The organism is Limosilactobacillus agrestimuris (assembly GCF_943193105.1).
GTDB lineage: Bacteria > Bacillota > Bacilli > Lactobacillales > Lactobacillaceae > Limosilactobacillus > Limosilactobacillus agrestimuris.
The window spans coordinates 110467-122663 of the sequence record NZ_CALPCW010000003.1 but is presented as its reverse complement, the minus strand read 5'-3'; the positions used below and the strand labels follow the sequence as shown (position 1 = coordinate 122663).

The 12197-nt window shown below is 39.2% G+C and carries 12 protein-coding genes; 2 read left to right on the top strand and 10 right to left on the bottom strand.

The genetic code is table 11. The features are described 5' to 3' along the window. Window positions 1-44: 44 nt before the first annotated feature. Window positions 45-1847 (bottom strand): aspartate--tRNA ligase, encoded by a 1803-nt coding sequence (gene aspS, locus NFR46_RS03375; protein WP_251574698.1) that lies wholly within the window; start codon window positions 1845-1847, stop codon window positions 45-47. Window positions 1848-2219: 372 nt separating this feature from the next. Between aspS and NFR46_RS03370 the strand changes: the two genes are divergently transcribed. Next, entirely contained in the window at window positions 2220-3071 is an 852-nt protein-coding gene (locus NFR46_RS03370) for a fructosamine kinase family protein (protein WP_251574696.1), read from the top strand. Between the two features lie 114 nt (window positions 3072-3185). Here the strand turns inward: NFR46_RS03370 and dtd are convergent, their stop codons facing one another. The 6 genes from dtd to NFR46_RS03340 form a co-directional block, all read right to left on the bottom strand. After that, window positions 3186-3623 carry a D-aminoacyl-tRNA deacylase gene (gene dtd, locus NFR46_RS03365; RefSeq protein ID WP_251574694.1) on the bottom strand — a complete coding sequence of 146 codons (438 nt, stop codon included), beginning with the start codon at window positions 3621-3623 and terminating at the stop codon, window positions 3186-3188. 13 nt (window positions 3624-3636) lie between these two features. Beyond that, window positions 3637-5874, bottom strand: a complete 2238-nt coding sequence (locus tag NFR46_RS03360; RefSeq protein ID WP_251574690.1) for a RelA/SpoT family protein — start codon at window positions 5872-5874, stop codon at window positions 3637-3639. Between the two features lie 21 nt (window positions 5875-5895). Further along, complete coding sequence (locus NFR46_RS03355; protein WP_251574688.1) at window positions 5896-6240, bottom strand: hypothetical protein; 345 nt, start codon at window positions 6238-6240, stop codon at window positions 5896-5898. Between the two features lie 49 nt (window positions 6241-6289). After that, complete coding sequence (locus tag NFR46_RS03350) at window positions 6290-7042, bottom strand: 16S rRNA (uracil(1498)-N(3))-methyltransferase (RefSeq protein WP_251574686.1); 753 nt, start codon at window positions 7040-7042, stop codon at window positions 6290-6292. Further along, window positions 7042-8004 (bottom strand): 50S ribosomal protein L11 methyltransferase, encoded by a 963-nt coding sequence (gene prmA / locus NFR46_RS03345; RefSeq protein ID WP_251574684.1) that lies wholly within the window; start codon window positions 8002-8004, stop codon window positions 7042-7044. Before prmA ends, NFR46_RS03350 begins: the two co-directional genes overlap by 1 nt. A 62-nt stretch (window positions 8005-8066) precedes the next feature. Further along, complete coding sequence (locus NFR46_RS03340; protein WP_191685074.1) at window positions 8067-8366, bottom strand: hypothetical protein; 300 nt, start codon at window positions 8364-8366, stop codon at window positions 8067-8069. A 502-nt stretch (window positions 8367-8868) separates the two neighbouring features. Here NFR46_RS03340 and NFR46_RS03335 point away from each other — a divergent pair. Beyond that, window positions 8869-9825, top strand: a complete 957-nt coding sequence (locus NFR46_RS03335; protein ID WP_251574683.1) for an L-lactate dehydrogenase — start codon at window positions 8869-8871, stop codon at window positions 9823-9825. Between the two features lie 62 nt (window positions 9826-9887). Here NFR46_RS03335 and NFR46_RS03330 read toward each other — a convergent pair whose 3' ends face one another. The 3 genes from NFR46_RS03330 to NFR46_RS03320 form a co-directional block, all read right to left on the bottom strand. Then, window positions 9888-10820 carry a DMT family transporter gene (locus NFR46_RS03330; RefSeq protein ID WP_420908577.1) on the bottom strand — a complete coding sequence of 311 codons (933 nt, stop codon included), beginning with the start codon at window positions 10818-10820 and terminating at the stop codon, window positions 9888-9890. Between the two features lie 23 nt (window positions 10821-10843). Beyond that, the gene (locus NFR46_RS03325; protein ID WP_251574681.1) at window positions 10844-11569 is read right to left on the bottom strand and encodes a DnaD domain-containing protein; all 726 of its coding nucleotides are present in this window, start codon (window positions 11567-11569) and stop codon (window positions 10844-10846) included. 76 nt (window positions 11570-11645) lie between these two features. Then, window positions 11646-12164, bottom strand: a complete 519-nt coding sequence (locus tag NFR46_RS03320) for a cell wall elongation regulator TseB-like domain-containing protein (RefSeq protein WP_251574679.1) — start codon at window positions 12162-12164, stop codon at window positions 11646-11648. Window positions 12165-12197 lie beyond the last annotated feature (33 nt).

Here is a 12197-nt window from a genome sequence, read left to right as displayed (position 1 = left end):
ATCTAGTAGATTTTTTAATTTACAAGATTTTAACCACGAAAAGACTAATCTTCAGCGCCATCATTATCTAGCTTATAATCAACCTTATCATCAAACTGAACCTTCAAGTCGTCCAGTTGTTGTTGACTAACCTTACCAGGGGCAGCGGTTAATGGTTCAACAGCCTTCGAATTCTTAGGGAATGGAATGACGTCACGAATGTTATCAGCTTGTGCAAGTAACATTACCCAACGGTCTAACCCAAAGGCCAATCCCCCTTCAGGAGGCATCCCAAGTGTTAATGCTTTCAATAAGAAACCAAAGCGGGCTTCTGCACGTTCTTTAGTGTATCCCAATGCTTTAAGAACCTTTTCTTGTACCTTTGGATCATGGATACGGATTGAACCACCACCAATTTCTTGGCCGTTCAAAATAATATCATAACTTTGAGCATGAGCCTTATGTGGATCTTCACCATCTTCAAGATAATGCAAGTCTTCTTCATTTAACATGGTGAATGGGTGGTGCGCAGCAATCCACTTACCAAATCCTTCATCATATTCAAACATTGGCCAGTTAACAACCCACAAATAATTCCATTGGTTAGGTGCAATCATATCTTGTCCTTTTGCAATTTCACGACGTAAGTAACCAAGTGAGTCACTAACAACGTGGAAGGAATCAGCAACAAAGAGGATCAAATCTCCTGGTTTTGCTCCCATTTCCTTATTAATTGCATCAGCATAATCGTTAATAAACTTGGCAATTGGCCCAGAATAACCATCTTCGGTTACCTTTACCCAGGCAAGTCCTTTAGCTCCAAACCGCTTAATGTATTCTTCCTTCTTAGAAATGTCTTTCCGTGAATACTTATCAGCGCCACCAGGAACACAAATTGCCCGAACAAAGTTACCATCAGCAACAGTTCCGGAGAAGACTTTAAATGAACTATCCTTAACGATGTCAGACAAGTCATGGATTAACATACCAAAACGAGTATCAGGCTTATCTGAACCGTACTTATCCATGGCTTCTTGCCATTCCATCCGTGGGAATGGTGTTTTAACATCAACCCCTAATACTTCCTTCATGACCTTCTTAATTAATCCTTCAGTCATCGTTTGGATATCCTCAGGAGTTGCAAAACTCATCTCAGTATCAATTTGGGTAAATTCTGGTTGGCGGTCACCACGCAAATCTTCATCCCGGAAACAACGAGCAATTTGGTAGTACTTATCAACCCCGGCAGCCATCAATAATTGCTTAAATAATTGTGGTGATTGTGGAAGGGCGTAGAAATGACCTGGATAAACCCGTGAAGGAACGATATAATCACGAGCCCCTTCTGGAGTAGAACGAGTTAAGTCAGGTGTTTCAACATCCATGAACCCTTGACTATCATAGTAGTGGTGAACAACGGAAGTAACCTTGCTCCGTAACATAAGGTTCTTCATCATTTCAGGACGACGAAGATCAAGGTAACGATACTTCATCCGCAAATCTTCACTTGCATCAACATTGTCTGCAATGTCAAATGGCGTTGTTTCAGACTTTGCTAAAACCTTAATTTTATTAACCGCAACTTCAACCTTTCCAGTCTTCATGTCAGGGTTAATTTCCTTTTCAGTCCGTAATTGAACCTTTCCTTGAACCTCAAGAACATATTGGTTACGAACGGCGTTAGCAACTTTAAATGCTTCTGGATTTTCTTTTTCATTAAAGACTAATTGAACAATTCCTTCACGATCCCATAAATCAATAAAAATCAATCCACCAAGATTACGTCGTTTAGCAACCCATCCCTTAAGGACAACTTCTTGGCCAACTTGCTTTTCACTGGTATCACCAGCGTAATTAGTTCTCTTCATCCTCTAATTACCTCTTTAACCATTTTTAGATTGGTAGTATTAATACTAATTTCTAATAAAAAAGCACCCCTGTTATTCACAAGGGTGCTTTTAGCACGGTACCACCTTAGTATCACTCATAGATAACGTCGAACATCGACGGGACAAATTGTCCAGCCTCAAAAGTGTCAATTACTACCTAATCGTCATGGGCTTCCACCAATTCCCACTCGCTATCGACTAAGGTGAATAAGCATTCTTTTTCATTGGCTATTAGTATTAAAATTACATTCTTACCCTACCCGAGTTCACAAAAAAAGTCAATAGGGATATGACTTAATTGGTTTTATAAAAATAAAAGTTTAAAATATAAATCAAGAGAAGGTGTTTACTTTGAATAATCAACAATTATCTACCAACTGGTTAGCGCAACTTCCCCTGAATAATATTATAAGTTGCGAGCCGGTTAGCGGTGGTGATATTAATCTTGCCTATCAAATTACAACTACTAACGCAACGTACTTTATTAAGGTCCAGCCTAAGCATCCATCGTCATACTTCGATCACGAAATTCTTAGCCTAAAAGAAATCGGTAAGGTAGCTAACGTTCCCACTCCAGTTGCCCATGGCGAAATTGATGGTGACGCCTACTTAGTTCTTAATTGGATCACTAACGGTTACGGAGATCAATACGCCCTTGGTCAGGAAGTTGCCAAAATGCACCAACAAAGAAATGAAGAATTTGGTTTCCCAGATAACCATCAGACAAAAGTATTAGTTAAAAATAACCATTGGAATCCTAGTTGGCGCGATTTTTATATTAATCAACGGTTAAAGCCAGAAATCTCTGCAGCCATAAAAACAGGTCGGTGGAATAAATGGCGGCAAATACACTTTGACCAAATGGTCGCAAAATTTGATAATTATTATTCAACAACTGAGGTTCGACCAAGTCTTCTTCATGGTGATCTATGGGCCGGGAATTTCATGTTCAACCAGGAACACCAACCATACTTAATTGATCCGGACTGTGTTTATGGCGACCGAGAATTTGATCTTGCAATGACAACAGTTTTCGGTGGCTTTGATGAACAATTTTATCGTGGTTACAATGATACATACCCAATTAAGCCTGGAATTAACGAACGTCTTCCTTGGTACAGGTTCTATTATCTTTGCATGCACCTCATTTTATTCGGTGAAAGTTACGGACCAGCTGTTGACCAGATCCTCAATAAATATTAAAGACCAATAATAATAGAATTATCTCATCTAAAAAGAGCTCCAAGACGCGGAAAAACCGAGTTTGGAACTCTTTTTACTTGCAGGAATATAAACAACTTCTGTCATATTCCCTTATTATTTCTCGTAAATAATAGTGGTTGGCCCATCATTTTCTAAATCAACCTTCATGTTAGCACCAAAGCGACCCGTTTCAACATGAACACCAGTTGCTGCTAACTTTTCATTAAATCGCTGGTAAAGCGGTTCTGCGATTTCAGGACGAGCAGCCCCTGTAAATCCAGGACGATTACCATGTTTAGTATCTGCATATAAAGTGAACTGAGAAATCGAAAGGATTGAGCCATCTACATCCTGAAGTCCCTTATTCATCTTTCCATTTTCATCTTCAAAGACCCGCAGATTGACAATTTTGTGAACAAGGTAGTCTAACTGCTCATCCCTATCATCAGGAGCAAAACCAACTAGCAACATGTAACCGCGCTTAATTGCACCAACTACTTCACCATCAATCGAAACTGAAGCATGGTTCACCTTTTGCAAAACAACTCGCATTGATATTTTCCCCCTAACGAATAGTCCGTTTAACCACGTAAACATCCTTAATATTCTTTAATGAATCCATAATAAACTGTAATTGTTGAAGATTACGAACACCAATTGTCATGCTAATAGTAACCATCTTATTGTGGTCGGCTTTCCCGTTGACTGAGTTTAGGAATTTCGTCGTGTTATTTACCGAACGTAAAACATCATTTAAAAGGCCACTTCGGTTATAACCCTGAACTTCAATGTTAGAATTATAATTCGTCTTATCACCGTTTGGATTTGCCCAGTAAACATGGATAATCCGTTGACCGCTCTTTTCAGCAGCCTTAATATTTGGACAATCCGCACGGTGAACGGAAACCCCACGTCCCTTAGTAATGTAACCAACAATTTCATCACCAGGAACTGGACTACAGCAATGACTCAACCGTGTTAATAGGTTATCGACACCCTCAACGATAATTCCATCACTTGTCTCTTTAGCCTGTTTTTTTTGTTCACGTTGGTCAGGTTTTTCAAGGGTGGCATGATCTTCAAGAACTGCCTTCTCAGCAGCCTGCTTACGTGAATCTTCCTCTTTTTTCCGTACGTCAGCGGTAAAACGATTACGTACCCCAACCGGAGCTAGATCACCAAAGCCAATTGCAGCAAACATATCGTCACTAGTTTGGTAGTGCATTTGTTTTGCCACTTCTTCGATCTTTTCTTCAGTCATTAACGAGAATGGATCAAATCCTGCTTCACGAATTTCTCGTTCAAGCATTTGTTTTCCTTCCTCAATATTCTTTTCTCGATCATGAGCCCTGAAGAATTGACGAATCTTATTCCGTGCTCGCCGTGTAGAAACTAAATCAAGCCAGTCACGGCTCGGGCCAGCAGAAGAAGATGATGTCAAAATATCAACAATATCTCCCGTTTTGATTTCATAGTCTAACGGCACAATCCGCCCGTTAACCTTGGCCCCAGTCGTATGATTACCAACTTCAGTATGGATTTGGTAGGCCATATCAAGTGGTCCCGAACCTTGCGGCAGTTCAATCACATCACCCTTGGGTGTAAAAGCGTAAACCTTATCGGCAAAAATATCACTCTGAACGCCCTGCATAAATTCGTCAGTACCGTTACTTTCACTCCGTAACTCAAGAATTTCCTTGACGACGTTTAACTTTTGACTATCACGAGTTTGCTGAACACCATTGGTCTTCCCTTCCTTGTATGCCCAGTGAGCAGCAACCCCATATTCTGCAACCTGGTGCATGTGATGTGTTCTTATTTGAACTTCAAGTGGTTTACCACCAGGTCCCATAATTGTGGTATGTAAAGATTGGTAACCGTTAGCCTTAGGCATCGCAATATAATCCTTAAACCTACCTGGCATTGGCTTCCAATTAGTATGGATCGCTCCTAATGCGGCATAGCAATCCCGAATTGAGTCAACAACAATCCGCACAGCAAGCAAGTCGTAGATTTGACTAAACTGCTTATGTTGATTAACCATCTTCCTGTAGATTGAATAAATATGCTTGGGCCTACCGTAGATTTCAACATCTGAACCTAATTTAAGATCACTAATCGCTCTTTTAATTTCTGCGATCGCTTCATCAATGTATTCTACTCGCTGATCTCGCCGTGAATTCATCAAGTGAACAATTCGGTAATATTGTTGTGGATTAAGGTAGCGGAGAGAAAGATCTTCTAATTCCCACTTAATAGTGCTAATTCCTAGTCGATCAGCAATCGGTGCATAAATTTCCAGCGTTTCATTTGAAATTCGTCGTTGCTTATCGGGCCGTAAATGCTGTAAAGTCCGCATATTATGAAGCCGATCAGCAAGTTTGACAATCATCACCCGGATATCTTTCGACATTGCAAGGAGTAGTTTCCGGTGAGTAGCAGCCATTTGCTCCTTGTTTGACTTATACTGAATCTTCCCTAACTTAGTATCACCATCAACAATTAGGGCAATTGTCGGCCCAAAGATCTCTTTAATATCGTCTAAAGTTGCTCCAGTATCTTCAACAATATCATGAAGGTATCCAGCACAGACAGTTTCTGGATCCATATGCAGCTCAGCCAAAATACCAGCAACTTGAATTGGGTGGATAATGTACGGTTCTCCTGATTTTCGCCGCTGATCACGATGACAAATAGAGGCAAAACGGTATGCCCGTTCAACCAAAACAACATGTTCATCATTCATATATGAAGAAACCTTCTTCAGGACATCTTCATGTGATAATTCTTTAACTTCTGACAATATGCCACCCTCCTATCCAGATTAATCTTTTTGGTTTTGTGAATTAATTGACCATGCCAAATAAGTAACTCCTAGGTAAAATAAGGCAAAATAAATAGTATATCTAGGCATGAATAAGTAAGAAATGATGAGGTATAGAATTGGAAATATCAGCATATTCCACCACTTCAAGTTATGCTTTACAATATATCGGCCAAGCCAAATACTAAAAAGCATATTAATTAAGAATAGGAATAGGCCAACCATCCATACACGACGAATTAAATGAACCTTATCACTAAAAAGTGGCAGGATAATCCCAAAAAAGATACTCCATCCCCATACAACAATCCATGTTTTACTTTCAACTTTTTTAAGCCAATCCATAAACTAACTTCCTATACATATATGATGAGAATAATTGTACCACAAACTATCAGTTATTCCCTGACAATTCGGTAACAAATGAAACGGTTGCCAAAAAATATAAGGGGGCTGTTTCGGTACGAAGAATTCGTGGCCCTAGTCCAACAGGAATCACTTTATTTTCTTCCATTACGTCAATTTCTGCTGAACTTAAGCCACCTTCAGGTCCAAAAATTGCCAAGACCGAATCACCCTTAGCTAACTTAGACAAGGACTGGAAAAGACGACTACTCTCTCCCTCCTTTGCCGATTCTTCCCACGCAACCATTCTAGTAGTTGCTGGATAGTTAGCAAGTAATTTCTTTAGCGAAGGACAATATTCAACCCATGGTTTAACATTCCGGTGCGATTGTTCAGCAGCAGCGTCGGCAATTTTCTGAAGACGGGCAATCTTTCGTGATTGCTTCTGACTATTCCAATGACTAATCGAACGCTCAGCTTCAAAAAATACAATTTTGCTAGCACCAAGCTCCGTTCCTTTTTGAACGATTAATTCTGGCTTCTCCTTAGTTTTCGGTAAGCCGCACGCAAGAATTACTTCTACAGGAAGTTCACTATCCTTACCAATTTCTTTTATAAGTTTAGCTGTTGCATCCGGTTTTATAGAAGCCAATTCAGCAAGGTAAGCCTGGCGATCCGCGAACACTAATTCAAATTTAGTACCAATAGTTGCACGAAGGACGGTGATAAGGTGATGAGCCATATTTTGTGGCAGATTAACCTTTCCTTCCGTCTTCGCTTGATCTATAAAGTAGCGTTGCATTATTCTTCACCTTCTACTGGCTTATGGGCGATGATCCCGTACCAGTCCTTCATTCGTAACTTCTGATCAACAATAAAGTGATGTTTCGTTAATTCTTGTTCTACTAGAGCTACTTTATCCTTAATAATTCCGGAAGCAAGGAACTGACCACCTGGTTTTAAATTCTCAAAAGCTTGTGGTACTAATGGAACAATAATTTCAGCAAGAATATTAGCAACAATTAGATCTTCTTGAGTGTGGATACCATCGAGCAAACTATTAACACCAACTTTTACATCAGCTGCAACTGGATTTAAGGCAATATTCTTCTTTGCGGAACGAACAGCAATTTCATCAATATCGTAAGCCTTCACCTTACCAACACCGAGTTGCTTAGCTGCAATGCTTAAGACTCCTGAACCGGTCCCAACATCAATCATTGATTCACCACCACGAACCACGATTTCTAATGCTTCTAACATCAACCGTGTCGTCGGGTGTGTTCCTGTTCCAAAGGCCATTCCTGGATCCAAAATGATTAATTTTTCATTAGCAGATTGCGGTTGATAATTTTCCCATTGAGGGACAATCGTTAACTGATTAGTCACGCGTAATGGATGATAGTACTTTTGCCAAACGGTTGCCCAATCTTTATTATTGACGGCTTCTGAAACAACAAGTCCTGCTCCCGGATCAAGTTGATAGTCCTTTAATTTATCTACTTTCTCCTGGATTGTTGAAACTAATTCTGGAACGAAAACATTTTGCGGGAAATATCCCGTTACTGCAGCCCCACTTTCACGGTGAGGAATCTCTTTGGGATCAATAATCTTGCCATGTTTACCATAACGTCCTGGCTTTAAATTAGCGAAATCTTTAGCATCATCAATCTGGACCCCAACTGCCCCTTCACTAGTTAAAATATAACTTACTGCTTCTACCGCTTCACTAGAGGTAATAACTTTTATTGCTGTCCAATCCATATTCTTCTCCTTTTATAAATAAAAAGTGACCACCAACATGATGGTCACAATATCTCGCTCACCTATTCTTCAGTTTCAAAATCAACAGGCTGCGATTGTTTCTCCTTATCACCCTTATTACCAAAGTGACTCTTTAAATACTCGATTAAGTCAGCCTCAGTTTTAAAAATCCGCGGATGATGTTGGTGGTGCAGGCGAACATCAATTTCATTAATTCTCAGTCGCCCGGTCCATGTATGGGAGTAGCGAATGATTACCCGATTGTTCAACCGATGTTTACCGAAACGGAAAACGTACACATGCTGAGGTGTCATCATCGGCCGAATGTATTCTTTTTTATACATTAAGTCGTTGTCACGCATAAAACGCTTCGTTTGATTCAACACGGTAACCACCTCCTCCTTTATATAATCAAATCATTAACATATGTTCTATTTTATCACATGGTTAAGATTGTGCAAAAGGTTAACCAGAATTAATCTTTTAAATTTTAAAAATGCTATAATACCTTCATCTTTTAAGCTTAGGAGGTTAATAAGGTTGGGGATTCTAATCACATTATTATTCTTATGGATCTTATGGAAATTAGGCCTTTTCACCCTTAAAATTTTGGGGTTACTTTTAGTAATTCTTGCAATTGGCTTTATTTTTCACATCCTATTAATTCCAGCAATCATTATTGCAATTCTAGTTATTATAATTGGTAGTTTTCAATCATGATTACGGTTAATTATTGATTAATATAGATAAAAAACGACAATAATTCTAAATTTAATAGCTTTTTTCACATGGAATGTTATAATTAATCATGTGAGAGAAATCTCAAATAGCATATTTACTAGATGAAAGGGAGACTGTTTAATTATGTCAAAGAATCATCAAAAAGTTGTTCTTGTTGGTGACGGTGCCGTAGGTTCAAGTTACGCTTACGCATTAGTACAACAAGGTTTAGCTGAAGAATTAGCAATTGTTGATCTTGTTAAGAAGCGTACTGAAGGTGACGCTTTGGATCTTGAAGATGCTACTGTCTTCACTGCACCAAAGCAAATCTACTCTGCTGATTACGACACTTGCAAGGATGCTGACTTAGTTGTTATCACTGCTGGTGCACCACAAAAGCCAGGCGAAACTCGTCTTCAATTGGTTGACAAGAACCTTAAGATCATGAAGTCAGTTGTTGAACCAATCGTTAAGTCTGGATTCAACGGGATCTTCTTAATCGCTGCTAACCCAGTTGATATCTTAACTTACGCTGTTCAAAAGCTTTCAGGCTTCCCAAAGAACAAGGTTATTGGTTCAGGTACTTCACTTGACTCATCACGTCTTCGGATTGCTTTGGCTAAGTTGTTCAACGTTGACCCACGTGACGTTTCAGCAAACATTCTTGCTGAACACGGTGACTCCGAATTTGCCGCTTACTCAAGTGCAACTATCGGTGGTAAGCCACTTCTTGACATTGCTAAGGAAAACAATGTTTCAATGGATCAATTACTTAAGATCGAAGATGACGTTCGTAACAAGGCTTACGAAATCATTAACCGTAAGGGTGCTACCTTCTACGGTGTTGCAACTTGCTTAATGCGGATTACTCGCGCTATCTTACGTGACGAACATGCCGTATTGCCAGTTGGTGCCCCAATGAACGGTGAATATGGTATCAACGACCTTTACATCGGTACTCCAGCAGTTATTTCTGCAAACGGTATTGACAAGGTTATTGAAGTCCCATTGGATGATCGTGAAAAGAAGGCTATGGATGCTTCTGCTGCTGCCCTTGAAAAGGTTGCAAAGAATGGTATGGCCAAGCTTCAAAACAACTAATTAATTACTAATTAGTTAAATAAAAAGAGTTCGGAAAATTCCGAACTCTTTTTATTTTTAAATTAATCAATATCTATATTAGTTTCTAGTTTCTTCTTCCTCCCTGCTTGAAGAACATAAACCGCAATGATAACTAATGCGATCCCAAGAACTTCAACTAAGGTCAAGTGGAGGTTAAAGAAGATTACACTCAATAATGAAGTTGTAATCGGCTGTAATGCATCCATAATACTAACAACATCTGAAGCCGCATAACGAGTAGCAATCATTAGTAAACTAAAAGGCAAGATTGTACCAAAAAGAACAACTGTTGCTACAGAGGCAACCAGTTCACCGCTGATTTGTGGTGGATTAACCCAAAATGGCCGGTAAATATTAAATAGGAGACTAGCAATGATCGTCCCCCAACCAAGTACAACAACTGGTGGGTTAGAATCAGCGGCCTTTTGCGGCAAAACAACGTAAAAGGCTGCTGTAATCCCTGAACCTAATCCCCACAATAGTGAGTCCATTGGAATATCTAGCTGAGTGAAGTTTCCCTTAGTCAATGCGAAGAAAACTCCAATTAATGCTAATCCAAAGGCAATCAAATCACTCCGGAAAGGTCGACGGTGTTTAAAGATAACTCCCCCAATAACAATAAATAGTGGTGAAAGGTACTGCAAGATAGTTGAAGCAGAAGCGTTCCCAGTTTGAATTGAATAGTAGAAAGTCAAGAGGTTAGCCATTAACCCAAAGATTGCATAAGTAATGACAGAAATTGTCGTATCACGATGCTTAAAAACATTAAAAGTCCTTTTTCCGTACATAAAGCCACTAATTACAAGCAAAATAATTCCGGCCGCAAATGTTCGAATAGAAAGCATCCATGTCGCTGGAATTGCTAAGTTCTGGGATATTAGCTGGAGAGTTGTCCCCGAAATCCCCCACATTATTGATGCAGTTGCCGCAATGATAATCCCCTTCATTATCGGATTACTTGTTTTCTTCACCATAAAGTACCCTTCTTCCTCATAAATTATTTATTTTTCTGTTGAGTATTCAAATTAAAAATTGGGATTTTAGGCCCCTGAATTTTTCTTGATTCTTGGTGTGAATAACTATTTTGTGATTTTTGTTCTTCAAATTGACGTTCATGTTCCTGAACATCGTGAACCGATTTTAGCCCCTGCCTGGACCAATTTCTTAAGATTCGATCCATATACTGAAGGCTCAAAGCATTGTTCATTACCGCTTGCCTTAACGCTAGATCAATGATTGCTCCTTGATAATGATCACGGTCAATCCAATCATTAACGATCTGCATTTCCATTGGCGATAATGGTCGACCAACTTCAGCTTCAATCTTATTAAACGTCGTCTTTCGTTGATTACTATTTTTAGTCTCAACCTTTTCAACCGCTTCTTGTTCATTAAAGGCACCAATTTTATTAATTAGTGGCGTAAAATCCCAAAAGGCGTCTTCCTTCCCATCAGCTAATTTTCGCATCTGTTGGACAACCAGCTTATTGCTCATCATTTGATGTAAAAGATCAAAGACCTGATTTTCATCCGTTTGAAGGTGGCGCGCAATTTGACGAATGTCGGGATCGATAATCCCACGATCAAGGTAGGATTTAAATTCAAGGTAGACAACTAACTGAGCTGTTGACATCCCCAATTCATGATAATGATGAAGAATAATATTACTAATAGTCGTCTCCCCAGCATTAAGGTATTGAACTAACGGATTATTTTCAGTCATTACGAACCCCCTTAATAAGTTTAACCAAAAAAGATAAGGATGTAGCGATCAAGGATCGTCCCCCTATCTTTATAAATTACAGATTATTAATTGATTGAATAACTTTACCTGTCTTAAAGTTAACTAATTCATAACATAATTGGCCTTTTTGATTACGGTAAGTAACCTCCCAGACCACCTTATCATTAAAAACTCCAGGAGCTGCTTTTAAGACTTTTTGTGGATTATGGTCTTGGCGAACTTGTTGAATTACTTGCTGTGCTGTCAGACCACTATTTTGTTTCAACACCCGAACGTTCCCACCATGCTGAGGAACAACTACCAAAATCGGCTGATCTTTATCATTCTTTCCTGCGATGGTGTAATAAGTGCTTTCACGATTGTAAATGTAGAAGCTACCTGGATCTTTGAGGTGAGCATACTTTTTTGCAATGGAAACCGTTTGTCGTCTGGCTGCTGAACGTGGCTGATTACTAATGAGGTAAAAGATCCCCATAATAACAATAATTGCCACAATGACAATTAAAAGATTACGAATCGTTTGTCCAGTAGAACGATTTTGTTTGTCACGCTGGACCTCACGACGACTTTGCATGTAACTTCCCCTCTTTAAATTTATTAATCTTAA

What these genes read in the sequence shown, in the direction of transcription:
- aspS (WP_251574698.1), bottom strand. Translation starts at nt 1,847, where the DNA reads ATGAAGAGAACTAATTACGCTGGTGATACCAGTGAAAAGCAAGTTGGC.
- dtd (WP_251574694.1), bottom strand. Translation starts at nt 3,623, where the DNA reads ATGCGAGTTGTTTTGCAAAAGGTGAACCATGCTTCAGTTTCGATTGAT.
- NFR46_RS03355 (WP_251574688.1), bottom strand. Translation starts at nt 6,240, where the DNA reads ATGGATTGGCTTAAAAAAGTTGAAAGTAAAACATGGATTGTTGTATGG.
- NFR46_RS03350 (WP_251574686.1), bottom strand. Translation starts at nt 7,042, where the DNA reads ATGCAACGCTACTTTATAGATCAAGCGAAGACGGAAGGAAAGGTTAAT.
- prmA (WP_251574684.1), bottom strand. Translation starts at nt 8,004, where the DNA reads ATGGATTGGACAGCAATAAAAGTTATTACCTCTAGTGAAGCGGTAGAA.
- NFR46_RS03340 (WP_191685074.1), bottom strand. Translation starts at nt 8,366, where the DNA reads ATGCGTGACAACGACTTAATGTATAAAAAAGAATACATTCGGCCGATG.
- NFR46_RS03335 (WP_251574683.1), top strand. Translation starts at nt 8,869, where the DNA reads ATGTCAAAGAATCATCAAAAAGTTGTTCTTGTTGGTGACGGTGCCGTA.
- NFR46_RS03330 (WP_420908577.1), bottom strand. Translation starts at nt 10,820, where the DNA reads ATGGTGAAGAAAACAAGTAATCCGATAATGAAGGGGATTATCATTGCG.
- NFR46_RS03325 (WP_251574681.1), bottom strand. Translation starts at nt 11,569, where the DNA reads ATGACTGAAAATAATCCGTTAGTTCAATACCTTAATGCTGGGGAGACG.
- NFR46_RS03320 (WP_251574679.1), bottom strand. Translation starts at nt 12,164, where the DNA reads ATGCAAAGTCGTCGTGAGGTCCAGCGTGACAAACAAAATCGTTCTACT.